The sequence below is a fragment of the Halovenus anhuiensis genome, from assembly GCF_037080055.1.
GTDB lineage: Archaea > Halobacteriota > Halobacteria > Halobacteriales > Haloarculaceae > Halovenus.
Genome location: NZ_JBAOJI010000001.1, coordinates 575,355 through 596,924, shown reverse-complemented (window position 1 = coordinate 596,924; position 21,570 = coordinate 575,355). Strand labels below are relative to the sequence as shown.

General features: G+C 61.6%; 25 protein-coding genes and 2 tRNA genes. 10 read left to right on the top strand and 17 right to left on the bottom strand.

The features are described from left to right. The first annotated feature begins 59 nt into the window (after positions 1 to 59). From V8P86_RS03100 to V8P86_RS03080, 5 genes are all read left to right on the top strand, one after another. Positions 60 to 194 (top strand) — tRNA-Met (locus V8P86_RS03100). Positions 195 to 1,082: 888 nt separating this feature from the next. Next, positions 1,083 to 2,480 (top strand): ATP-binding protein, encoded by a 1,398-nt coding sequence (locus V8P86_RS03095; RefSeq protein WP_336325776.1) that lies wholly within the window; start codon positions 1,083 to 1,085, stop codon positions 2,478 to 2,480. Between the two features lie 247 nt (positions 2,481 to 2,727). Then, positions 2,728 to 4,221 carry a hypothetical protein gene (locus V8P86_RS03090; RefSeq protein WP_336325775.1) on the top strand — a complete coding sequence of 498 codons (1,494 nt, stop codon included), beginning with the start codon at positions 2,728 to 2,730 and terminating at the stop codon, positions 4,219 to 4,221. A 1-nt stretch (position 4,222) separates the two neighbouring features. Then, positions 4,223 to 4,690: a hypothetical protein gene (locus tag V8P86_RS03085; RefSeq protein ID WP_336325774.1), complete on the top strand. Its 468-nt coding sequence runs from the start codon at positions 4,223 to 4,225 to the stop codon at positions 4,688 to 4,690. Positions 4,691 to 4,840: 150 nt separating this feature from the next. Continuing rightward, entirely contained in the window at positions 4,841 to 5,260 is a 420-nt protein-coding gene (locus V8P86_RS03080; protein WP_336325773.1) for a VOC family protein, read from the top strand. A 384-nt stretch (positions 5,261 to 5,644) separates the two neighbouring features. Here the strand turns inward: V8P86_RS03080 and V8P86_RS03075 are convergent. The 4 genes from V8P86_RS03075 to V8P86_RS03060 form a co-directional block, all read right to left on the bottom strand. Next, positions 5,645 to 5,718 (bottom strand) — tRNA-Thr (locus V8P86_RS03075). Between the two features lie 67 nt (positions 5,719 to 5,785). Beyond that, positions 5,786 to 6,769: a class I SAM-dependent methyltransferase gene (locus V8P86_RS03070; protein WP_336325772.1), complete on the bottom strand. Its 984-nt coding sequence runs from the start codon at positions 6,767 to 6,769 to the stop codon at positions 5,786 to 5,788. 39 nt (positions 6,770 to 6,808) lie between these two features. Beyond that, positions 6,809 to 7,051, bottom strand: a complete 243-nt coding sequence (locus tag V8P86_RS03065; RefSeq protein ID WP_336325771.1) for a DUF7385 family protein — start codon at positions 7,049 to 7,051, stop codon at positions 6,809 to 6,811. 32 nt (positions 7,052 to 7,083) lie between these two features. Next, entirely contained in the window at positions 7,084 to 7,269 is a 186-nt protein-coding gene (locus tag V8P86_RS03060; RefSeq protein ID WP_336325770.1) for a hypothetical protein, read from the bottom strand. A 106-nt stretch (positions 7,270 to 7,375) separates the two neighbouring features. Between V8P86_RS03060 and V8P86_RS03055 the strand changes: the two genes are divergently transcribed. Continuing rightward, positions 7,376 to 7,660: a DNA-directed RNA polymerase subunit L gene (locus V8P86_RS03055; RefSeq protein ID WP_336325769.1), complete on the top strand. Its 285-nt coding sequence runs from the start codon at positions 7,376 to 7,378 to the stop codon at positions 7,658 to 7,660. Here V8P86_RS03055 and V8P86_RS03050 read toward each other — a convergent pair. From V8P86_RS03050 to V8P86_RS03025, 6 genes are all read right to left on the bottom strand, one after another. Then, on the bottom strand, positions 7,657 to 8,658 hold the full coding sequence (locus V8P86_RS03050) for a hypothetical protein (RefSeq protein WP_336325768.1): 1,002 nt from the start codon (positions 8,656 to 8,658) through the stop codon (positions 7,657 to 7,659). The two genes, V8P86_RS03055 and V8P86_RS03050, sit on opposite strands and share 4 nt — an antisense overlap. 61 nt (positions 8,659 to 8,719) lie before the next feature. Continuing rightward, on the bottom strand, positions 8,720 to 9,592 hold the full coding sequence (locus tag V8P86_RS03045) for an aminotransferase class IV (RefSeq protein WP_336325767.1): 873 nt from the start codon (positions 9,590 to 9,592) through the stop codon (positions 8,720 to 8,722). Further along, positions 9,585 to 10,208 carry an anthranilate synthase component II gene (locus V8P86_RS03040; RefSeq protein ID WP_336325766.1) on the bottom strand — a complete coding sequence of 208 codons (624 nt, stop codon included), beginning with the start codon at positions 10,206 to 10,208 and terminating at the stop codon, positions 9,585 to 9,587. The genes V8P86_RS03045 and V8P86_RS03040 overlap by 8 nt, the downstream gene beginning before the upstream one ends. After that, positions 10,205 to 11,683, bottom strand: a complete 1,479-nt coding sequence (gene pabB, locus V8P86_RS03035) for an aminodeoxychorismate synthase, component I (protein ID WP_336325765.1) — start codon at positions 11,681 to 11,683, stop codon at positions 10,205 to 10,207. Before pabB ends, V8P86_RS03040 begins: the two co-directional genes overlap by 4 nt. Before the next feature lie 69 nt (positions 11,684 to 11,752). After that, positions 11,753 to 12,337 carry a helix-hairpin-helix domain-containing protein gene (locus V8P86_RS03030; RefSeq protein WP_336325764.1) on the bottom strand — a complete coding sequence of 195 codons (585 nt, stop codon included), beginning with the start codon at positions 12,335 to 12,337 and terminating at the stop codon, positions 11,753 to 11,755. 119 nt (positions 12,338 to 12,456) lie between these two features. After that, positions 12,457 to 13,278: a shikimate dehydrogenase gene (locus V8P86_RS03025; protein WP_336325763.1), complete on the bottom strand. Its 822-nt coding sequence runs from the start codon at positions 13,276 to 13,278 to the stop codon at positions 12,457 to 12,459. 227 nt (positions 13,279 to 13,505) lie between these two features. Between V8P86_RS03025 and fen the strand changes: the two genes are divergently transcribed. Beyond that, positions 13,506 to 14,483 carry a flap endonuclease-1 gene (fen, locus tag V8P86_RS03020; RefSeq protein ID WP_336325762.1) on the top strand — a complete coding sequence of 326 codons (978 nt, stop codon included), beginning with the start codon at positions 13,506 to 13,508 and terminating at the stop codon, positions 14,481 to 14,483. Between the two features lie 64 nt (positions 14,484 to 14,547). Then, positions 14,548 to 15,123, top strand: coding sequence for a response regulator (locus V8P86_RS03015; RefSeq protein WP_336325761.1), 576 nt, complete (start codon positions 14,548 to 14,550; stop codon positions 15,121 to 15,123). A gap of 7 nt (positions 15,124 to 15,130) precedes the next feature. On the opposite strand, the gene V8P86_RS03010 is transcribed toward V8P86_RS03015, so the two are convergent. Next, positions 15,131 to 15,682: a multiprotein bridging factor aMBF1 gene (locus V8P86_RS03010; protein WP_336325760.1), complete on the bottom strand. Its 552-nt coding sequence runs from the start codon at positions 15,680 to 15,682 to the stop codon at positions 15,131 to 15,133. Positions 15,683 to 15,766: 84 nt separating this feature from the next. Here V8P86_RS03010 and npdG point away from each other — a divergent pair, with 84 nt between their 5' ends. Continuing rightward, on the top strand, positions 15,767 to 16,432 hold the full coding sequence (gene npdG / locus V8P86_RS03005; protein ID WP_336325759.1) for an NADPH-dependent F420 reductase: 666 nt from the start codon (positions 15,767 to 15,769) through the stop codon (positions 16,430 to 16,432). Position 16,433: 1 nt separating this feature from the next. On the opposite strand, the gene V8P86_RS03000 is transcribed toward npdG, so the two are convergent. Continuing rightward, positions 16,434 to 17,201, bottom strand: a complete 768-nt coding sequence (locus V8P86_RS03000) for a DUF2797 domain-containing protein (RefSeq protein ID WP_336325758.1) — start codon at positions 17,199 to 17,201, stop codon at positions 16,434 to 16,436. A 39-nt stretch (positions 17,202 to 17,240) separates the two neighbouring features. Then, positions 17,241 to 17,516: a hypothetical protein gene (locus V8P86_RS02995; RefSeq protein ID WP_336325757.1), complete on the bottom strand. Its 276-nt coding sequence runs from the start codon at positions 17,514 to 17,516 to the stop codon at positions 17,241 to 17,243. Positions 17,517 to 17,815: 299 nt separating this feature from the next. Between V8P86_RS02995 and V8P86_RS02990 the strand changes: the two genes are divergently transcribed. Next, positions 17,816 to 18,160 carry a cupin domain-containing protein gene (locus V8P86_RS02990; RefSeq protein ID WP_336325756.1) on the top strand — a complete coding sequence of 115 codons (345 nt, stop codon included), beginning with the start codon at positions 17,816 to 17,818 and terminating at the stop codon, positions 18,158 to 18,160. Here V8P86_RS02990 and V8P86_RS02985 read toward each other — a convergent pair. Genes V8P86_RS02985 through V8P86_RS02970 form a run of 4 tightly spaced genes read right to left on the bottom strand, consistent with a single transcriptional unit; the run spans position 18,157 to position 21,558 of the window. Next, on the bottom strand, positions 18,157 to 18,939 hold the full coding sequence (locus V8P86_RS02985) for an ABC transporter permease (RefSeq protein ID WP_336325755.1): 783 nt from the start codon (positions 18,937 to 18,939) through the stop codon (positions 18,157 to 18,159). The two genes, V8P86_RS02990 and V8P86_RS02985, sit on opposite strands and share 4 nt — an antisense overlap. Then, the gene (locus tag V8P86_RS02980) at positions 18,936 to 19,850 is read right to left on the bottom strand and encodes an ABC transporter ATP-binding protein (RefSeq protein ID WP_336325754.1); all 915 of its coding nucleotides are present in this window, start codon (positions 19,848 to 19,850) and stop codon (positions 18,936 to 18,938) included. Before V8P86_RS02980 ends, V8P86_RS02985 begins: the two co-directional genes overlap by 4 nt. 40 nt (positions 19,851 to 19,890) lie before the next feature. Next, the gene (locus V8P86_RS02975) at positions 19,891 to 20,124 is read right to left on the bottom strand and encodes an Rdx family protein (RefSeq protein ID WP_336325753.1); all 234 of its coding nucleotides are present in this window, start codon (positions 20,122 to 20,124) and stop codon (positions 19,891 to 19,893) included. A 36-nt stretch (positions 20,125 to 20,160) separates the two neighbouring features. After that, complete coding sequence (locus tag V8P86_RS02970) at positions 20,161 to 21,558, bottom strand: heme o synthase (RefSeq protein ID WP_336325752.1); 1,398 nt, start codon at positions 21,556 to 21,558, stop codon at positions 20,161 to 20,163. Positions 21,559 to 21,570 lie beyond the last annotated feature (12 nt).

Here is a 21,570-nt window from a genome sequence, read left to right as displayed (position 1 = left end):
CTCACACGGTCGGTTTGAATGAGAATGTTAAAGACAACGACCCGATTATGGAAGCATGCGCCCGGGTGGCTTAGCTGGACATAGCGCCGCACTCATAGGGTACTAACGGACGCGGCACACTCCGGCACGTTCCCCGAGGTTCGCCTCGGACCTGGGACATGCGGAGATCGAGGGTTCGGAGCCCTCCCCGGGCATATTCTGACGAAGAGCGAACATCGTGAGCGATGAGTCTGATATGCCCGCCGGAGGCGACGAACCCGTAGGTTGCAGGTGAGCACCGCGAACCTGCAGCAGGAAAGAGCTTGCTCTTCCCGAGGTTCGGAGCCCTCCCCGGCTATTTTCCACGAAACCACGACCGACAGGGAGTGGTGACGTCGTAAAATATCGACCGGCTCGCGGTTCGACCCTCTCTGGGCACTGCTATTATAATCCTCCACAGCAACCGCCATATGGCGGTCGATTTCGTTATACAGCTACGTTAGCGCTATATTATATAACGATATATCGAACAGTACTATCGGTCGCTAGCGCGGGCTCTGCTGACGACGTTAGATCGACGCGGTCTGGTGATCGAGGCTCGCTCGCCAACTGATCTGACAGTATTTCGCGTGGGCGGGTGGTGGCCCCAAGCAGTTTCCGGAGTGATCTCCGATCTGGCTCTGATCGGGGTGATTTGTTCTCCCACCTGTCTCCGTTGGTATGCGTACTGGGAACGCAGACTATACACGATCCAGATTCACGCTCTGGCTACATTCGTCCGCAGGCAACTCACACTGAGACATGGTGCACCGTTTTGGCATGTATTGGCCGACTGGCTAATGTTTCTGCACCGAGGCAGCGATGACGATCACCCGCGACCTCCTGTCGGAGTGAGTAGAAACCAATCCGTCTGGGACAGTGGCCCTGCTGACAACATTCTCGTCACCCGGGACGTGGAGAGGCCGGTCTACACTTTGGTTCCTGTCGACGGACCGCTTCTGGCGACTGCTGGCGGGTGTGGAGTCTCTTCCGATTTCCGCCGTTATCTCTGGTTCACGGAGTTTTATATAGCACTCATTGGTATATGCTGAGAACAACTCTCGATGACCGCTTCAGCAAGCCCGTTACGTCTCCTCTTTGTCGCCGGTGAGCGGCCCGATTCCGAGATCAGGGCTGCGCTCGACGAACAGATCGATTCGTACACGCTCGATACCGAGCAGACCGCGGCAGATGCTCTCGACACGATCCGCTCTGAATCCGTCGACTGTGTGGTCAGCGAGTACGAACTTCCGGAGTCGGACGGTCTCACGTTCCTACAGTCCGTTCGAGAGATCGACTCAAATCTCCCGTTCATCCTCGTTCCTGCAGACGGGGACGAATCGATCGCCAGCGTCGCAACCGAACACGGTGTCAGCAGATATCTCCCACGCGAGACAGCTGCCGAACGGCTGGCGACGAACATCGTCGAAAGCGTCGGGCACCGCTTGGATCTCGAACAACGGGTCACGCGGTACGAACAGATTCTCGAATCACTCGACGACGCTGTCTACGCGATCGAACCCGACAGGACGATTGTCTACGTCAACGAGCGGTACGCCCAGATGAAAGGCGTCGACCGCTCGGAGCTTCTCGGCACCGACATCGACCGCTGGATCTCCCGGGAGACAAAACAGAAGGTCGCACAGATCCGGAAGCGAGTCGCCAGCGGCGACCGCGCTGTCGGCGTCCTCGAGTACGACTTTCTCACCGCGGACGGCGAGACGTTCCCAGCAGAACTACGATTCACCTCCGTGCCAGACGGGGACGCCTTCGACCGGGCGGGGGTGATTCGGGATGTCTCCGAGCGGGTCGCCCGCGAGCAATCTCTCCGGGAGACCAACGAGCGCCTCGAAGAGTTCGCGAGTATCGTCTCCCACGATCTGCGCAATCCTCTCGATGTCGCCCAGACGCGACTCGAACTTGCCAGAACGGAGGCCGACAGCGAGCAACTCGACGAGATCGGTACCGCTCTCGACCGGATGGAGCGACTGCTCGAAGAACTGCTCGCACTCGCCCAGCAAGGCCAGACTATCGACGAGCCAGGGCCGGTCTCGCTAAAGCATCTCGCGACGACAGCGTGGGCGGCAGTCGATACGGCCGATGCGACCCTCGATATCGAGAGTCCACTCACGCTGCTCGCTGACGACTCTCGACTCGAACAACTGTTCGAGAATTTGTATCGGAACGCCATCACACACGCCGGGCCGACTGCCACCGTCTGTGTCGGTGCGTTACCCGGCGACGAGGGGTTCTATATCGCAGATGATGGCCCAGGTATCCCCGACGAAAAGCGGACAGACATCTTCGAGTCCGGCTACTCGACCACTCCCGACGGAACTGGATTCGGGCTCTCGATCGTCGAGGAAATCGCCGACGCACACGGCTGGGCCATCGACGTGAGCGATAGCGACCACGACGGTGCGCGGTTCGAGTTCGTGGGCGTCGATCTCCCCTCCCGATAACCGCCACATGCTGAATCGGCCGCCTCTCTGTCTCGCGGTTGGTGCCCGGGCGAGAATTGTCTGGTGAGTGTCTAATTTCACAGATTGACCGGCGCATTCCCGGAGAAGTATCTGTGGAATGCCATGTTCTGGTGACTAAACGAATTCAAATTTTATGATTCGAATAACAAAATGGATAAGCACTTAGTTATCCGGATATATTGTCTAAATCAGTAGTTTCTTATCAGTATCTATTGAGTAAATACGTATGTATGTCCCAGTCGGTGACGACGCCGTCGCCAACGTTCGTGAACGGGATGTCATACAGGTGAAAATTGACGAGACGATGTCTCTCGACTTTGATATGAGCAACAGCGCGGAGTACGTCGAGACGGGTGCGGTCGAAGGGCAGACCCAGATCGACTTCGAGGTGAACCGCTCCGAACTGTTGGAGTACGTCGAGAGAGCAGATTCACCGTCGATCATCGACAAACTCAGAGCGATTCTGGAGGATTGGTCGACAGATGGCATCAGTGCACAGGAAATCAATCTCAATTACGGTCGATTACTGTTCAAAGGCGCAGAGCCGATTGGGATGACTCCGACCGTCGAACTGAACGATACCATTCACGCATCGGAACTCCAGTCGAAATCTCCCGACGAACTCAAACGTGACCTCCGGAAAGAGTGGGAGTACGAGACGAGTTACGACCAACTCGCACAGGATATTGGTGAGTATCTCGAACGCGAGGGGATCACGGCTAACCCGTCGTTTTCGGCACCGGTCCACATGCAGGCCCGTGCACACCCTGCCGTTGACGGGACGGATTACACCATCGAACTGGACAACAACGAGTTCGTTCCGATCCATCGAATCACACTCCAGTTGAAGATGGATCCGGAGGTCGGTCGTGAGGTGAAACTGGGCCACGAATTCGACGAAGAAGAGGACAACTGGTCCGGGTCGGACCTCGTCGATGGCTCGTACGATCCCGAAGACAACGTCTACACGGTCGAAATCAGATCCAGAGACAACTACGCACTTCCATCCGCAGAGCAGCGGTCTTCGACGCGACAGGTCCGGTTCCACGTTCCGTCCAGATCGCAAAAGGACCTCCAGGAGATCGCCGGCCGGGTTCATTTCACCAGAGACCGGCCGTTCTCGAATCTCACCCCCGTGGCGCTGTTCGACGCTGGCGGTCACTGCATCGGGAAATTCGGCCGATACGACCGATGGATGGACGCCGACGTGGTGGATATCGACGCGACTGGCCGCATCGACGCGACCTTCCACACACCGACCGAAGACGTGGCTGTCAGTTCGACCGCGGAGATTACGAAGAAAGTCACCGTCGAGGGGGTCACACCGATTCAGGCGTTCAGTCGTATCGAGGAAGTGTTGGACGACCGGGGCATCGATGGACTGGACGCGAAACAGCCAGAAAAAGAACGCCAACTGCAGGAAGGCAAGGAAGCAGAAGTCTACAGTGGTCACCTACGTAACGGCTACGTCCTCGAAAACGACACGCGAATCGAGATCAACATCAGCGTCGAGGGGAGCGTTCGCTCGGCAGATGTCGAGCGGAGCCGCGAGGAAGACGAGAATCTCCCGGCAGAACGCCGGTCGGTCTCCCGGGCGTACGGCGACACGAACCTCACGGTCCGGGGCCGCGGTGCCAACCGGAGCGTCGTCGAATCGTACGTCGCGGATCTGCGCGACGAACTGAATGTCACCTTGAAATCGATTTCGGAGGAGATGTAACATGCACATCGACACAGACCAACTCGACGGCGAGTATCCACCAGAACCGGAGTGTGACGTCAACCAGAAAGACTGCCGCTTCGATCCGGTCGAGTTCACCTGCCACCAGTGTGGCAAGAACCTCTGCCAGAACTGCGCTGTCGGCATCCGTCACCAACCACAGCTCATCAAGTACAACCGCATCCAGCGGGAAAACAACGAACGCATCCAGATGCACTGCCCGGACTGTACCGACACTCACGAGTTCGACGTGCGAAAGCTCGCTGCTGGACTCGGTGGCATCGTCCTCGGGGCTGGCATTCTCTACCTCCTCGAACTCTCCGCGGTCACCGGCGCGATTGCGCTCCTTTCGATCGCTGTCGGCATCGGACTGCTCTATCACGAATATAACCTGAAACAGCAACTCGGCGCCGACGAGATTATCGACCAGCAGCCGATGCAACAGAGTCCGCAACGACAGCAGCAGTAAGGTCTGGTATTTTGCCAGTCGGTTCGCCGGCGATGCGGACTGTGAACGACGTGAAGACAGTTGTTCGCGCTGGGCCTTCTTTCACGATCGGTGTGGCAACCGTCAGCTCTGAGTCGAAGTCGTTTTTCGGGTCCCTCCCGCTTTTCCGATATGACCGACCCCAGTGCACACCACTTCGGCGTGACGGTGACTGACCTCGACCGATCGATCGAGTTCTACCGCGACGTGCTCGGACTCGACGTGCGATCCCGCTTTTCGGTGTCGGGCGAGGAGTTCGCGACGGGCGTCGGCGTCGAGGGCGCTGCTGGAACCTTTGCCCACCTCGACGCCGGCACGGCCCGCGTCGAACTGGTCGAGTACGATCCCGAAGGCGACGACGCCACCGGTGGTGCGATCAACCAGGCCGGCGCGAAGCATCTGGGTCTTGAGGTCGACGACCTCGACGCGGCCTACGAGAGCCTTCCGGACGATGTCGAGACGGTGAGCGAGCCACAGACGACCGAAAGCGGAACGCGGATCCTGTTCGTTCGGGATCCAGACGACAATCTGATCGAACTGCTCGAACCGTAGCGACCCAGTAGTGCCTGCTCCAAGCGCTTATTACTCTTCGTCAAGCCTTTTCGGCAGCAGAAAGCCGGTGGAGCGGATTGTGAACGACGCCCGGACTCGCTTCGCTCGTCCGGTCTCGTTCAAACCCCACACGTTCGGTTCTCTGTCCTCACTGACGTTCAGACAAAAGAGCCGATGGAGGGATTGTGAACCTCGGTCGGAGCAAAGCTCCTCCCTGCTTCAAATCCCTCGCTGTGGCTTTCGCTGCTCACGTTGTTCGCAGCAGAAAGCCGGTGGAGGGATTGTGAACGACGCCCGAGAACCTGCTCGCTACGCTCGCAGAACCTCGGTCTCGTTCAAATCCCACACGCTCGGCTCTTCAGCCTCACTTCGTTCGGCAGAAAGAGCCGGTGGAGGGATTTGAACCCTCGGCCTATTCCTTACGAAGGAATCGCTCTGCCAGTCTGAGCTACACCGGCACGCACATTCACGTAGTACCGATACGACCAATAAGCGTTGCGAATCCGCCCGCCCACGACCGACCGCTCACGCCCGGGTGAGTTCGACATCCAGCACGATGTTGTACTCGTGGGGAGCGTACGACCGGACTGTGTGCCGGTTCTGGACTGTCACGTCGTATTCCGGTCCCGCAGCCTCGCGAATCGCCCGTTCGCCGGGGCCGAACAGATCGTCCTCGTGCTGGATATCGTAGTAATGAACCACGCAATGCTCGCCAGCGAGCGCAACTGCCGTCTCGACGAACTCGTTTGCAGAGTGTGGGAGGTTCATCACCAGCCGATCCGCCCAACCCTCGTACTCCGCGGTCAGTTCCCGCACGTCGCCGTGGATGGCCGTCACGCGCTCGTCTACGTTGTTGCGCTGGGCGTTCTCGCGGAGATACTCGATTGCCGTCTCGTTGATATCGACTCCGACCACGTCTGCACCGCGTTTGGCCATCGGAATCGCGAAGGGCCCGACGCCGGCGAACATGTCGATCACCTGCTCGCCGGTCTCGACCTGCTCGGTCACCCGGTGGCGTTCGGTCGCCAGCCGGGGTGAAAAGTAGACGGCGGCCAGATCCAGTGCGAACTCGCAGCCGTACTCCCGGTGGACCGCCTCGGTCTCCTCACCGAACAGCACGTCCCAGTCGCGGATCCGCTGTTCGCCTTGAATCTTCGAGGCGCGGTTGAGCACCGTCTTTACGGGCAGGTCCGACTCGACAATCGCGTCGGCGAGCGCCCGCGCCCGGTCGGGGTCGTCTTCGTCGATGATGACCACCTCACCGAGTCGCTCGTAGGAGGCGGTGAACTCGACTAACTCGTCCGGCGTGGTCTGTGTTTCCCGCTGGGGGGCGTCGTAGTCGACGATGGCGTACTCCTCGGGAACTGCATCCGGGTCGCTGACGGGAATGTATAGCTGGCCGTCCTCGTGGACGATTTCGCGGCGCTGGTCGATGAGTTCGGACTCGGCGAGCGCCTGCCGCGTCGCCTCGCCGTCCTCGCGCGGAACCCGGACACAGGGGACCGTCATACTCAGCACTGAGAGACGGGCCGCGGTAAGTCTGCTGTTTTAGTGCGTAAGCAAGAGCAGTTGGCTGTCGGTGCGAGCGAGACAGAACGGGGCCGTCGGCTTCCCGAAACTGTTCGTTCGCGCTTCGCTGACGAACAGTTTCTCGAAGGGTTCGCCGCAGGCCGGACAGCCGAAGCCGTCCCGGTTTTCCAGTTGCATCGTCTCGCGGTCCTCCCGGATGAGTTTGAGTCCGTGGCGATATTCGTGGACATCGAACTCGCCGGAGATGTCCAGTTGCTCCATATCTCGCTTTCACGCCGGGACTCGAAAAGTCTTCACCCCTCCAGCCGCGGCGACAGTCCGAGCAACACGATTCCGGCCGCACCGGTGAAGCCACCGGCAACCGTGATCAGAAACTCCTCGGCCCAGAGACCGAAGCCAGCAAAGACCGCTCCGAGGAGGAGAAAGGCTGCCCCGGCGAGTTTGACGGCGAGTTCGGAATCCACGGCGGGTTCACTCACATTCCTTTCGGGGTGTTGAGGAGACAAGAACGCTGGTATTCACGCTCGCTGTCCGGAAATCTCCGAGTCGAAAGGTTGAGGTGCGCGAACAGCCCTAAATGGGGGTATGGAACTCCGGGTTATCGACAAAGAGGAGACGGAACTCGCCATCGAGATTGCCGGCGAGGATCACACGTTCATGAACGTCCTGAAGGGTGCGCTGCTGGAGACAGAGGGTGTCACCGCCGCAACGTACGACGTAAATCCCGAACAGTCCGGTGGCCAGACCGAACCGGTCCTGACGATCAAGACCGAAGCCGATGTCGACGCGCTCGACGCGCTCGAAGACGGCGCGGATCGCGTTATCGAGAAAACCGACGGACTGCGCGACGCTTACGAAGCGGCGGCCTAACTGGCGGCGCAAAGAAACGCAATCAGATAGAGTTGACCGTCTGCAGCGTGGGTGTCGACGCCGATCGTATCGATCTCTTCGTTCTCGAAGGTCGGATCGTCGAACAGTTCATTGCTCACGATAAGCTTATTCACGAGTGAATCGGCCGTGTCACCTTGTTGGATCGGAACCTGATTGCGGACCCTCCACGTGGGGCCTTGGCACTCTTCGTTCACCAGTTCACGGACACGTTCCTCGTCGACTTGCCCGTCCCCACTGATTTCTGCTTTGACCCGCTGCTGATTGTTGAATCGCGCGACCTCGTCCAACCGGTCACCTCGGCTGAGTGTACCGACATTTTCGGCCTCGCGCTGTTCGTTGACCGCATCGACGTACGCCGTCTCGACCTCGGCGAGTTCGATCCCGCTCTCTGTTTCCTCGGCGCTGCCCGGGACGTTCTCCACGTCGGGAATGCCGTTCGAGATGAATGGCACGTCGATAACGCCAGCAAAGCCGAGGATTGCCACGGCTGCGATCAGCAAGACCGCCCCGAGCGCGAGTGCGTACTGTGGCGTGACGAGATCAAGATAGCTCGGAATCGCCGTCTCGGACTCGCTGATTCGCTTTTCGGTCTCTTCGAGGTCGGCGTTGCCACAGTTGTTGCAGGTCGCGGTGTGTCTGGCGTGTTCTCGGCCGCACTGGGTACAGGTCCAGACAGTTGTCGTCTCCCGGGCCACGCGCTCGCCGCTGGAGCCCTCTCCCGGGTACTTCGTGAGATCCTCGTCACTGATCGTCTTCTCCTGTCGCTCTAAGGTTCCGTTGTTACAGCGACTGCACGGCGGGGAGTGTTTCGTGTGCTCTCGGCCGCAGTCTGTACAGACCCAGACGACCGTCGAGTTCGCATCGCCCGCGCTCCCCTGGCGAACGACCGCTTTCTCGAATTTTCCGTGCCCACAGTTGTCACACGGTGGATCGTTCTCTTCGTGAGGCTTTCCACACCACTCACACCGCCATTCCATCACTCGTACCTTTGTGCTAGCGACGAAAAGTCTGCTGTTTGTTCCCGTGCCTCGCCGGGATTCAGTCGTACAACTGCTCGATGCGTTCATCGAACCGACGCTGTAACTTCCGCGTCACTGGTCCGATTTCGTACGCCCGCCCGTCGACACTCGTGACCGGGCGAATCTCCCACGTCGAGTTTGTGACGAACAGTTCCGTCGCGTCCGCAAGCCGGTCGGGTTCATACGCCCCCGTTTCGACTGGAATCCCTGCCTCGTCGGCGAGTTCGAGGACGATGTTCCGTGTTATTCCCGGAAGTAGCGGCACTGACTCGCTGGGTGTGTGCAGCGTCTCCCCCTCGACGAAAAAGAGGTTACTCGTCGCTCCTTCGGCGAGCAGGCCGTCGACTGACTGGACGATTGCCTCGTCGGCATCACTTTCGCGGAGTTCGAGTCGCGCGAGGATGCTGTTGAGGTAGTTGTGCGTTTTTGCGCCTGCTGGCAGTGCGCTATCCGGCACTTTTCGTTGCTCGACGGTCCGGAGCGTCGCCGGGTCGTCCCAGACGCGCGATCCGTCGATTCCGCCCCGGGGCAGCGGGGAGACGAAGACGACAATCGTCGGGTCGACAGCGGGATTGGGGGTCAGTTTGCCGGGCTGGACGCCACGCGTGACCGACAGTTTCGTGTACGCGTCGGTCAGTTCGTTCGCTGCCAGCGTCTCCTCGATCCTGCTGCGGAGATCCTCCTCTCCGGGGAGTGCGTCGGCGAAGCCGAGCATCTCGCAACTTTCTCGGAGTCGGTCGGCGTGGGCCTCCCACTCGAAAATCTCGCCGCCGTAGACCCGCATCGTCTCGAAGGCCGCGTCACCGTACATGAACCCGCGGTCGCGGACGCTGACCGTCGCTTCTGACTCGGGGACAAGTTCGCCGTCGACGTGATACTGTAACTCACTCATCCCTGACCTCCGTCGCGCTGTCGAGGAAATTCTCGACGATCTTTATTCCTTCGTCGGTCAGAATGCTCTCGGGGTGGAATTGCACGCCGACGTGGGGTCGCTCCTCGTGGCGGACGCCCATCACGACCGTCCGCTCGTCGTCGGTTCTGGCGGTCTCTACCAACTCCTCGCTTAACTCCCCGCGCTCGACGGCCAGCGAGTGATACCGACCGACCTCGAACTGGCCGGGGAGGCCCGCGAAGATTCCAGTTCCGTCGTGGGAGATAACCGATGGCTTCCCGTGGACGACCGAGTCGGCGTGTCGGACAGGGATCCCGTGGGCGGCACAGAGCGCCTGATGGCCGAGACAGACGCCCAGCGTTGGATACGAGCGCTCGGCGAACAGCGGGATGGAGATGCCCGCTTCCTGTGGCGTTCCCGGCCCCGGCGAGACGACGATTGCGTCCGGATCCAGTTCGTCGACTTCAGCGAGGGTGATCTCGTCGTTGCGACGGACGATGACTTCGCCGTCCGTAGAGTCGATTCCCTCCGCCTCCGCCGAGACCACCGTCCCAACGTACTGGACGAGATTGTACGCGAACGAGTCGTAGTTATCGACGACGAGTACGCGAGTCACTGGTTGCTCACCTCCAGATCGGCCCGCTCGCCGAGCGCCGCGTCGACGGCGTTGATCAATCCTCTGGCCTTGTCGAGAGTCTCCGCGTACTCCGCGTCGGGATCAGAGTCGTGGACGATGCCGGCCCCGACCCGGAGGTGATACTCCTCACCGTACCGGACGAGCGTTCGGATGATGATGTTGAGCGTCGCGCGTTCGTCGAAACCGAAGATGCCGATGCTGCCGGTGTAGGGCCCCCGGCGGGTTGCTTCGAGTTCGTCGATGATCTCCATCGTTCGGGGCTTGGGGGCGCCGGTGATCGTCCCACCGGGGAAGACGGCGGCGATCGCATCGGCCAGGTCGTGCTCCGGTCGCATCTGTCCCTCGACCAGCGAGACGAGATGCATCACCTCGGAGTAGCGGTCGACGCGGCGATACTCAGAGACCTCGACGCTGCCGTACTCACAGACCTTGCCGAGGTCGTTGCGTTCGAGATCGACCAGCATGGCGTGTTCTGCACGCTCTTTTTCGTCGGTTCGCAGTTCGGTCTCCAGTCGCTGGTCTTCAGACTCGGTCGCTCCCCGGGGTCGAGTGCCGGCGATCGGTTCGGTGACGAGTCGTCGCCGCTCGCGTTCGAGCAACAGTTCGGGACTGGCGCTGACCAGATCGACGCCGGGGAACTCCAGAAGCGCCGAGTACGGGGCCGGGTTCACCGCTCGAAGCGCGTCAAAGGCGGCGACCGGGTGGACCGCTGCCGGTGCGCGCAGGCGCTGTGAGATGTTCGCCTGAAACGTATCGCCGTCGCGGATGTACGCTTTCACTCGCTCGACGCGCTCTCCGAAGGCTGCCCGCCCGCAGTCGCTCTCGAAGGCGGCACTCGCCGCGTCGGCGGGTGCTGGCCCCACCGCTGGATCGCCGTCCTGGAGTTGCTCCGCCAGACTGAGAATCTCCGCACGCCCCTGTTCGTACGCCTGCTCGATGGCGTCCTCGTCGTCTGGATCCTCGATCACTGGACAGTGGGTGATGTGTAGATCGACCGTCTCCCCACGGGGCTCTTCCCACGCGACGAGCGTCTCGTAGAGGGCCACCTGTAACCGCGGGAGGTCGCGGTCTTGGTCGGCGTGTTCAGGCAGCGCTTCGAGTTCTCTGGCGATGTCGTAGGAGAGCCAGCCGATCGCTCCGCAGGGGTAGGGGACAGAACAGTCGCCGCGTGTCAGGCCTCCCCCGTCGACGAGCGCGGCGAGGCGGTCGAGCGAGGATGCTTCCCCTGGGTCGACGCTGTGGATCTCGCCGGGATCGACACCAAAATACCCCCAGCCACGCTGTCCACCGGTGGTGTCGAGATACGCGCCGCCGGTGTTGGTCCGTGCTCGGCGATAGGCAAGAAATGGATCGTCGACGGTGAGTCGGGCCTCGATCGGAACCCGGTCGCCCGGGGCGGCGTCGGCGGCAGTCGCCGCAAAGCCCGCAGCAGTCGTCACAACCTCCGGCTTCATACCGTCGTGTAGTCGCGGAACTACTAACGACTTTGTGGTTTCCCGACCGCGCGGGCCGGTCGTTTTCGCTCAGAGCCGGTCGTTCGCCTTGTCGATCCAGTCCTGTGCGCGCGATTCGGATGTCTCGGCGGCTTCGGCGACCGTCTCGGCGTCGCTGTCGGCCAGTTCTGCGATCGTTCCGATGCCGGCTTCGCCGAGGCGCTCGCTGTAGGTCGGGCCGATACCGCTGATCTCTTCGACGGACTCCCAGCCCGCCTCCTCGGTTGTCTCCTCGTCTTCGACCTCGTCCTCGGCGACATCCGGTTCGGCGGCTTCTTCGTCGCCCTTCTCGGAGACTGCTTCTTCCTCGGTGTCCGTCTCCGTGTCTTCGGTTTCTTCGACGGCAGCTTCGTCTTCCGCAGTGTCTTCGACTGCGTCTTCTGCCTCGTCAGGTTCCTCGACAGACTCTTTTTCGTCTGCTGTCTCCTCGACAGCAGTTTCCGTTTCGGCGTCGCTGGGCTGTTCGGTCGCGGTGTCTGTGCCCTTGACCGCGTCTTCGGATTCCGTGTCGGGCTCGCGCTCGACGGTAATCTCGCTCTCCCGTTCTGAGTCGCTCTCACTCTTCGTGTTGGAGAGGCCGAACAGGCTCCGAATCATCTGCGTCAAGACTTTCATACTGATGTGTTATGTAGCAGACTACTTAATTATTTCAAAACGACGGACTAGTTTCTCTTGTGATGATTTCGATGGCCTCGACCCGACAGCTTCCTTCGAGACGCTCGCTGGCGCTCTCGCTATTCGAGGCCGCCGCGTAACGCGTCATTCATCGCTCCGACTGGGGCGGATTCGCCGGTCCAGCGCTCGAACGCCTCCACACCTTGATATAGTAACATCCACGCCCCATCGACTGTCGTCGCGCCGGCCGCCTGCGCGTCTTTCAGCAGCCGCGTCTCCAGCGGGGAGTACACCGCATCGAGAACGGCTAGATCGCCGTGCAACGCCTCGGCGGGGACGGGCGAACGATCCTCCTCCATCCCCACGCTCGTCGCGTTGACCAGCAGGTCGGCGTCGGCGAGTATCTCCTCGATGGCGTCGAGTCCGTGTCCCGTTGCTGTCCCCGAGACTGCGTCTGCTGAAGTCACCTCTTCGGCGAGGGCCGTCGCTTTCTCCGTCGTTCGGTTCGCGATATCGACGGTCACACTCCGGTCCGCGAGGCCGAAGGCAGCGGCCCGTCCCGCCCCGCCGGCCCCGACGACGACTGCTCGGCCGCTGATCGACACGTCGTGGTGTTCGAGTGCGCGAACGAGACCGACCGCGTCGGTGTTGTGGCCCGTCGGCGGATCGGTGCTGAAATCGATGGTATTGACCGCGCCGATTCTGGCCGCGAGGTCGTCGGGTTCGACCGCATCGAGTACGTCCTGCTTGAATGGGATTGTCACGTTGAGACCGCTGACGCCGAGGTTTGCGGCGCTTCTGACGGCCTCCGCCCCGCCATCTTCGGGTGGCTCGAAGGTGACGTAGCGGGCGTCGATTCCCAACTGCTCGTAGCCGGCCTCGTGCATCGGCGGCGACAGCGAGTGGCCGACCGGATTCCCGATCAGTCCGTAGACATCCATGCGCGATATCTCGGACGCTGTGTACAAACATCGCCCGATTCTCGCTTTGTGAGTTTGCTGGTTCTGGTTTTTGTGACTCGTTACCTTCGAGGAACCAGAAAGCCCGAGGCTCTCGACTCGGGGGGCTTTCTGGTTGTCAGTCTCGATGAGCACACCTACTTTCTGTAATCTGACTCCAACTGAATGAGTCCCGGGAGATTCAAGCAACCAACGCCCCAACAGCGGGTATGGGAAACGCAGATTTACGCGACCTCGCGGTTATCGAGGAGGTTCCTTTCGACGAACTCTCGGGGTCGACCGTCGCCGTCGACGCCCACAACTGGCTCTATCGGTATCTCACGACGACGGTCAAGTGGACCAACGAGGACGCCTACACGACCGCCGACGGCACCGAAGTCGCCAACCTGATCGGCGTCGTGCAGGGCCTACCCAAGTTCTTCGAACACGATCTCACCCCTATCTTCGTCTTCGACGGCGCGGTCACCGAACTCAAAGACGACGAGGTCGAGAAACGCCGCGAGCAGCGCGAACAGTACGAAGACGATCTGGAAGCTGCCCGCGAGCGTGGCGACTCCATCGCTGTCGCCCGACTCGAATCTCGCACGCAACGCCTCACCGAGACGATCATCGACACCACCCGAGAACTGCTCGAACTGCTGGACGTGCCCGTCGTCGACGCCCCCGCCGAGGGCGAGGCCCAGTGTGCCCACATGGCCCGGCAGGAAGTCGTCGACTACGCCGGGACGGAGGATTACGACGCCCTGCTCTTTGGCGCGCCGCTCACCCTGCGGCAACTGACCAGCAAGGGCGACCCCGAGCGGATGGATCTCGACGCGACGCTCGACCGGCACGGCTTGACGTGGGAGCAGTTCGTCGACGTGGCGATTCTCTGCGGCACTGATTTCAACGAAGGAGTCTCGGGAATCGGACCGAAGACGGCTGTCTCACTGCTCACCGAACACGGCGATCTGTTCGCTGCCTTGGAGGCTCGCGGCGAAGAGATCGAACACGCCGACCGGATTCAGCAACTCTTCCTTGATCCCGCCGTGGTCGATGTCGACCCCGAGACGACAATCGAACCGGATGTCGACGCCGCCCGGGAGTACGTCGTCAACCAGTGGGGCGTCGATCCCGACGAGGTCGAACGGGGCTTCGAGCGCATCGAGGACGCCGTCGTCCAGACCGGACTGGACAACTGGACGTGACCACCGCGGGAACTCTCAGGGGTATTATATGGGATCGTACACAACCGTCTGGTAGACGAGAGCTGTGACCCAGGAGACATCTGACCACGATGTGCAGGACAGCGAACAGATCCGGGTGCTGATCGTCGAAGACGAGACCGACCTCGCCGATATGTACGCCGAGTATCTCCCGGAGTACGACACGTCGATTGCCTACGGCGGCGAAGAGGCGCTTGACGCGCTGTCCGAGGAGTACGACGTAATCCTGCTCGACCGTCGGATGCCGGTCGTCTCCGGCACCGAGGTGCTCGCAGCCATCGAAGAGCAGAAACTGGACTGTCGGGTGGCGATGGTCACGGCTGTCAATCCGGATTTCGATATCATCGATCTGCGGATCGACGATTACGTCGTCAAACCAGTCACGCGGGCGGAACTGCGCGGAACAGTCGACCGACTGCTGAAACTCGAGGAGTACAACGAGCGGATGCAGGATCTCACCTCGAAAAAGCTCAAGCGAAACGTCTTGCAAGTTGAGAAGACGCGGGCGGAACTGTCCGAAAGCGACGAGTTCGAGCAGTTGCAGTCAGAAATCTCTGCGCTGGAATCTGAACTGGATAGCCTCGCCGCGGAACTGGATGTCGAAGATCCCGATACCGCCTGAGACGCGTTTAGGAGTCTTTTCGTTCGACAACGTCGCCCAGCGTGTACTCGCCTGTCGAGGAATCGCTCTCCCAGTCGGCGTCGTCCGTGCTGCCGCCGGCGGTGAGATCGAGCCCGAGCGTCCGTTCGAGTTTCTCCTGGGTCTCGTCGGTCGGCAGCATCTCGCCCTGTTCGAGTTTGCGGATGAGACTCGCTTTCTCGTTGAGATCTTTCGCGAGGTCTTCCTGACTCATGCCGGCGCTCTCGCGGGCCTGCCTGATCTTGTCGTCGTAATCCTGGGCGAGTTCCTCGATGTCGTCGAACATGTCCTGTTGGCGGCCGCCGCCGCCGGAGGAACTACTCGTCGTCGACGCGCCAGTATTGGTGGCGCCCGCTCCTGTCGACGAACTCGAATCGGAGGAACTGTCGGTCGAGTATTTCGTCGAGGAACTCGACGAGGAGCCGGTATCGATCTCCGTCCCGAAATCGGTGCACTCGTCACAGACGTCGAGCTCTGCACCTTCGATTTTGACGCGGTTTGGATTCGCCGTCTCCGTCCCGCACATCTCACACTGGACCATATCCGTCCTTTGGCCACCCCTCCGCATAAAACGCACGCCACCCGAACGCACAACGCTTATTCGCCATTCGGCCAACCTACGAGTATGCAGATCGCACTCTTGGGCGGAACTGGCGACATCGGCGAAGGACTTGCACTGCGGATCGCACGCGATACCGACCACGAGGTACGGATCGGCTCGCGAAAGGCCGAAAAGGCCGAATCCGCTGCCGCGGAGTACCGCGAGGAACTCGACGAGCGCGGTGCCGACGCCACCGTCACCGGCCACGAGAATCCCGAGGCCGCCGCCGGGGCGGGTATCGTTATCGCCGCTGTCCCCGCGTACTATCTGTCGGATACGATCGAAGCAGTCAGCGACGAACTCGACGACTCGGTTCTCGTCTCGCCCGCCGTCGGGATGCAACGCGACGAGGACGGACTCCACTACAATCCGCCGGGTGTCGGCAGCGTCACCGCACTGGCGGCACAGGCCGCGCCGGATCATGTTCCGGTCGTCGGTGCCTTTCACAACCTCGCGGCGGCGAAACTCGCCGACCTCGACGCCGAACTGAACTGGGACGTTCCGGTCATCGGCGACGATGACGACGCGAAATCCACCGTCGTCGACCTGACCGCCGAACTGGAGACGCTGCGCGCACTCGACGCCGGGCCGCTCGCCAACGCCTCGGAAGTCGAATCACTGACGCCGCTGCTCATCAACCTCGCAGCGAACAACGAGGAGATGCACGACCTCGGCGTCAAGTTCTGGTAATTCACTCGAAGGCAGAAAAACTCGATTGCAGGGCGCGATCAGTCTCGCCAGTCGTGAGTTCGTAGCCGACGAGATCACGCAGGTCGACGGCGTAGGTCGATCCGTCGCAGTCGAGGACGAGCACGCGTCCCTGAGTTCCTCTGACGGTCCCCGACGCGATGGTCTCGCCCATCGGCTGTTCTGAGAGAGCAAGCCCGTACTCGAAGTCGTACGTCGCAAGTGGCTCGTACTCCGCGAGCAACGCCTCCCACTGGTCGGTATCGACCGTTCTGTGGAGGCCGCGTCGCTTCGTGGGGACCCGAACTCGGTCGCCGATTTCGGTCGCAATCTCGGCTTCGGTCTGGCGGGCGATCCGGCCGTTCCCGACCGTGCGGATGTGTGCGGCCCGGTCTGCACCCTGCTCCCGAAGTCGGGTTTCGAGTCTCCACGACCGCGTGACACCTACTTTGAACGTCGCGGGCGCGAAGGCAGCGAGATAGATGGCATGTTCCTCCCGACAGCTTTCCAGCGGCAGGTCACAGTCGCCGGTACAGCGGGCACACGCCCACCGCGTCGTGTGTCGGTCGCAGTACGGGGCCTGCTCGCGGTCGCAGGCGGTGTGACTGTTCGTCTCGTAATCGATTGTCCCGGCGCAGTGACGCCGACCGAGACGGTAGGAGAGTTCGGTCCCCGGAGCGAGCGATTCGGGGCGTATGTCACCGTCTTCGGCGATGAGCAGTGCTCCCTCGTCGTCGCTGACTGCCGCCGTCTCGTAGCCGACGATCTGCACAGAAGAAGATACGGCGAGACGGCGCAAAGATCTGACTGTTCACTCCCGGTTCTCGGGGTCGGGGCCGTACCGCGCGCCGAAGCCGACGATCAGCCCCACGAGCAGCACCGTTGCCAGCAGCGTCCCCAGAATGAGCGCTACTGCGACTGGATCCTCCCGACTTGCCAGCAGCGGATTCTCGACGACAGCGTCGGTGAACTCCGGGACGCGGGATACGTACAACCCCCCGAGCAACCCGATTGCGAGTCCCGAGAGTCCGAAGACTCCAACTACGTACAAGGCGAGTCCGTAGTCCACTCCGCCGCGTCTCTCCATCGACTGTCCGTACGGTCCGGGCGCAAAAAACACCTCGACTCCTACAGTGTCTGCGTGAGTTCCGCCCCACATTCGGGACACTTCCCGTGGTTGACCTGCGTGTTGAACAGACGGCTACAGTCCGGGCACTCCTGTAACCGTTCGCGGGTCTCTGTCATGCTATTGCATAACGATTGCTGCATCATATTAATACTTCTCATCTAAAATTCCTTCCTGAGTATCATGTCCCTCGAGGGAAATTATGCTACGATCTGGGCCGACCGCGGGGATTGATTTCGGTTGCGCTCGAAGCATCTCGCATGGGATACGATACAGCCCACAAAACCGACGTAGAATCCGTCGTTCCAGAGGAATTCGGCGGAATGTGGTTTCTCAAAGACGAACTCGGGACGAGTGAACTCGGCGTCACGGTGCTCGAACTCGAACCCGGCGGCAAGGGGAAAGCACACGACCACGGCGAGGGCGGACAGGAGGAGGTCTACTACGTGGTCTCCGGGGCCGTTGACGTACACCTCGGCGAAGAGACCGTCACCGTCGGAGCCGAGGAGGCGATCAGACTCGACTCTGACCAGCAGCGTCAGATCGAAAACAACGGCGAGGAGCGCGCGACGCTCGTCCTCGCGGGCGCACCGCTCGACCGCTAGTCCGTCCGCGGGAGCAGGTAGGCCGCGAGGACGAAGGCGACGACGGCGAACCCAGTCAACACGAGCAGGTCGAGCAGCGGCGTTCCGACCGGGGCCGCCGTGATGGCGCTGTCGGCCGGTTCGGGGTAGGTGACCGCCCGGACGCCGCGGGTGAAGTAGGTCAGTGGCGAGAGTTCGAGCGGGAGCCACGCGGGCAGTAGTTCTCTGGGGACGAAGGCCTCCGAGAGAAAGACCAGCGGAATCGCGATCCCGTTGCTCGCGGCGATTACGCCGTCCTGTGAGTCGACGAGACTGCCGAGCAGCGCGCCGATTGCACAGAACAGCCCGACGCCGACTCCCACGAAGGGCACGACCAGCACCACGTCGGCTGATCCCTTCACCGAAGCGTCGGTCGCGGTAAAGAGCAAGCCGAGCAGCAAGATTGCGGCAATCCCGATCACGATGGTGTTGACGATGGTCTGGGCGAGTAGCCACTCCCACCGACGGAGCGGCGTCGTCGCAAGCTTCTCGAACTGGCTGCCCGAGCGGTGTCGCGCCACCTCGCTGCCGACCCGGGACAGCGGCGTAAAGAGCACGACGACCGCGAGATAGCCAGCGATGTACCAGCCGGCGGGTTCGGTGAACAGTCCGCCGCTGGCCGGCTGTGTCTGGACCAATACCCCGAAGATCAAGACGATGATCGCCGGGAAAAAGAACGTGAAGAAGACGGCTGTTCGGCGGCGGAGAAAGCTGTGCCAGCCGGCTCGCGTCGTCGCGAGGAGTCGTCCTGCCCGGCTCATATTCTGTCCTCCAGAATCTGTCCACTGGCCGTGACTGTCTGCCCGGTCAGTTTGAGGTACACGTCTTCGAGGTCAGGCTCGGTCCACGTCAACGACTCGTATTCGACGCCCGCCTCGTCGAGGGTCGCGGTGATCGAACCGATCGCTTCCGGCCGGACGTTGCGAACGGTGAGGCGGTCGTCGTCGAGACTCGTCTCGTAGTCGAGCAGCGACTGAACCGACTCCTCGAACTCTCCGTCGATATAGAGGAGACTGTCGCCGCCGTATTCGGCGATCAGTTCGCTCGGCGTGTCCAGCGCGACGAGTTCGCCGCCGGCGAGCAGTCCGACCCGGTCGGCGAGTTGCTGGGCTTCCTCCATGTAGTGAGTCGTGATGAAAATCGTCGTGCCCGCCTCGGCGAGGTCGGTCAGCAGCCGCCAGAGCTGGCGACGGCCGGCCGGATCGATCCCCGTCGTCGGCTCGTCGAGGATCAGCAGTTCGGGGTCGTTGACCAGCGTCGCCGCTACACAGGTCCGTCGTTTCTGCCCGCCAGAGAGATTCTCGTAGTAGGTCTCGGCGCTGTCGGTCATCCCGACATCCGCCAGTAGCTCCTCGACTTCGCGTCCGTCGTCGTACAGCCCGCGGTAGTAGGTAATCAGTTCACGGGCGGTGAGCCGATCCGGCGGGTCGAACTCCTGGGGTAGCAATCCGATCCGCTCTTTCTCGACGTTGCGCGGATCGGCCCCGAACAACTCGACGGTGCCCTCGGCATCGGTCGTCCCAGTTAGTGCCCGAACGAGTGTCGTCTTCCCCGCGCCGTTCGGGCCGACGAGTCCGAACACCTCGCCTTTCGAGACCGACAGCGAGACTCCATCCAGTGCGACGGTCTCGCCGTACTCTCGGGTCAATCCGTCGGCTGCGACCACGTCCATACCTCAGCTTTGCGTGACCAGTAAAAGGCGGTTCGATGTCCTACCGCGTCCGCTCGCGGATTTCCCGGACGATTCCGTCCACGTCCAAATCGTCCTCGCTTTTGTCGTAGATCACGTCACCGTCGGCCCGGACCTGAAAGATTCCGTGACCGCCCATCACGAGCGACAGTTCGTCGAGTTCGGTTTCGAGGCCAGTCAGAATCGCTCGCTGTACGTCCAGCGCACGCTCGCGAAATCCACACGGCACGCAGTATTCGATTTCGACTGTCGTCATACCTGTTCTTCAGGCCCCCGGGAAAAAACAGTTGGCTCAGACCGCCAGCGTGTCGACAACGATGGCGATCAACAGCAGACCGAGATAGGCGTTCGAGGAGTGGAACGCTCGGAATGCTGCCTGCTCGGTCTGTTCGTGGTGGAGCCGGATCGTCGCCCAGATGAACACGGCTCCGACGGCGACGGTCGTAATGGACGCCAGCCAGCCGAGTTGGCTGAACCAGATCAAAAGCGTCGTCGTTGCGAGGGTTACCCCGACCCACAGCAGAATGTGTTTGCGGGTGGTCGTCTCGCCGCGGACGACGGGCATCATCGGGAAGCCACCGCGGGCGTAATCCTCCTTGTACGCCAGCGCGAGGTTGTAGAAGTGTGCTGGCGTCCAGACGAAGATCACACCGGCCAGCAGCACCCCGGCGACTCCGATCCGTCCGGTGACGGCCGCCCAGCCGATCAGCGCCGGCAGCGACCCTGCAGCGCCGCCGATGACAGTGTTCTGGACGGTGTTTGGCTTGAGGATGAGCGTGTAGACGACGCTGTAGAAGACAATTGCCGTCAGCCCGAGGACGGCAGTGAGCGGGTTCAACTGCAGGAACGCGAGCACCGACAGGACGGCCAGTCCCAGCCCGAACGCGATTGCGTTCCGTTTCGGGATCTGGTGGGTCGCCAGCGGCCGGTCGCTCGTCCGGGACATCTTCTTGTCTTTCTCCCGTTCGAGGACGTGATTGAACGTGCCGCTGGCACCGATTGCGAGCACGCCGCCGCCGAGCGTGAAGACGATGGTTTCGACCGCGAGGCTGGTTCCGGCCGCCAGCGCCATCGCTGCGGCGGCGACGAGACAGAGCAGCCACATCAGTCGCGGTTTCATCAGCCGGAAGTAGGCACTCACTCGGGCTTTCAGCCGGGCACCGAACGGCTGTTCGGCCAGCGGTGTCACTGGTTCGGACGGTTTTTCCTGCTCGATTGGGTCGACATCCTCGGTCGACACTGGATCGTCCGAGCCACCGGTCTCGTGTTCGAGTTGCCACGCCAGCGCGAGTACGAGCGTGCCGAAGATCCCGAGCCCGACGCCGAGATGTAGCCCTGGGACGGACGAGCCAGCGCCCGTCGCGAGCAGTGCCCCGAATCCGATCTGTGCCGGATAGACTAGCAGTGCGAGCAGTGCAGTCGCGGTCACCCGTCGCGGCGTCTCTGCGCGGGCCGTGACGACGACAGCTGTCAAGAGGACGATGCCGGTCACAGCCGCGAGCACGTGATGCGTAACGGCGATTGCAACTGCGGGATCAGTCAGTGAGCCTGTACAGAGTGGCCAGCCTGAACAGCTCGCCGCTGCGTCCGCGAGCGAGGCGGTCGCACCCACGACAACTAGCAGATAGACAAGAATGGTCGCAGATGCGAGGGCTGTTGACGGGCCGTCGACGAGCCGTCGAAAGCGCATACATGCTACTTT

Excerpts from the sequence above, each read along its gene's own strand:
- V8P86_RS02970 (WP_336325752.1), bottom strand. The coding sequence starts at position 21,558 with ATGCGCTTTCGACGGCTCGTCGACGGCCCGTCAACAGCCCTCGCATCT.
- V8P86_RS03090 (WP_336325775.1), top strand. The coding sequence starts at position 2,728 with ATGTATGTCCCAGTCGGTGACGACGCCGTCGCCAACGTTCGTGAACGG.
- V8P86_RS03065 (WP_336325771.1), bottom strand. The coding sequence starts at position 7,051 with ATGGAGCAACTGGACATCTCCGGCGAGTTCGATGTCCACGAATATCGC.
- npdG (WP_336325759.1), top strand. The coding sequence starts at position 15,767 with ATGCAGATCGCACTCTTGGGCGGAACTGGCGACATCGGCGAAGGACTT.
- V8P86_RS03055 (WP_336325769.1), top strand. The coding sequence starts at position 7,376 with ATGGAACTCCGGGTTATCGACAAAGAGGAGACGGAACTCGCCATCGAG.
- V8P86_RS03045 (WP_336325767.1), bottom strand. The coding sequence starts at position 9,592 with ATGAGTGAGTTACAGTATCACGTCGACGGCGAACTTGTCCCCGAGTCA.
- V8P86_RS02995 (WP_336325757.1), bottom strand. The coding sequence starts at position 17,516 with ATGGAGAGACGCGGCGGAGTGGACTACGGACTCGCCTTGTACGTAGTT.
- pabB (WP_336325765.1), bottom strand. The coding sequence starts at position 11,683 with ATGAAGCCGGAGGTTGTGACGACTGCTGCGGGCTTTGCGGCGACTGCC.
- V8P86_RS02985 (WP_336325755.1), bottom strand. The coding sequence starts at position 18,939 with ATGAGCCGGGCAGGACGACTCCTCGCGACGACGCGAGCCGGCTGGCAC.
- V8P86_RS03050 (WP_336325768.1), bottom strand. The coding sequence starts at position 8,658 with ATGGAATGGCGGTGTGAGTGGTGTGGAAAGCCTCACGAAGAGAACGAT.
- V8P86_RS03010 (WP_336325760.1), bottom strand. The coding sequence starts at position 15,682 with ATGGTCCAGTGTGAGATGTGCGGGACGGAGACGGCGAATCCAAACCGC.
- V8P86_RS02975 (WP_336325753.1), bottom strand. The coding sequence starts at position 20,124 with ATGACGACAGTCGAAATCGAATACTGCGTGCCGTGTGGATTTCGCGAG.
- V8P86_RS03070 (WP_336325772.1), bottom strand. The coding sequence starts at position 6,769 with ATGACGGTCCCCTGTGTCCGGGTTCCGCGCGAGGACGGCGAGGCGACG.
- V8P86_RS03095 (WP_336325776.1), top strand. The coding sequence starts at position 1,083 with ATGACCGCTTCAGCAAGCCCGTTACGTCTCCTCTTTGTCGCCGGTGAG.
- V8P86_RS02990 (WP_336325756.1), top strand. The coding sequence starts at position 17,816 with ATGGGATACGATACAGCCCACAAAACCGACGTAGAATCCGTCGTTCCA.
- fen (WP_336325762.1), top strand. The coding sequence starts at position 13,506 with ATGGGAAACGCAGATTTACGCGACCTCGCGGTTATCGAGGAGGTTCCT.
- V8P86_RS03080 (WP_336325773.1), top strand. The coding sequence starts at position 4,841 with ATGACCGACCCCAGTGCACACCACTTCGGCGTGACGGTGACTGACCTC.
- V8P86_RS03025 (WP_336325763.1), bottom strand. The coding sequence starts at position 13,278 with ATGGATGTCTACGGACTGATCGGGAATCCGGTCGGCCACTCGCTGTCG.
- V8P86_RS03085 (WP_336325774.1), top strand. The coding sequence starts at position 4,223 with ATGCACATCGACACAGACCAACTCGACGGCGAGTATCCACCAGAACCG.
- V8P86_RS03030 (WP_336325764.1), bottom strand. The coding sequence starts at position 12,337 with ATGAAAGTCTTGACGCAGATGATTCGGAGCCTGTTCGGCCTCTCCAAC.
- V8P86_RS02980 (WP_336325754.1), bottom strand. The coding sequence starts at position 19,850 with ATGGACGTGGTCGCAGCCGACGGATTGACCCGAGAGTACGGCGAGACC.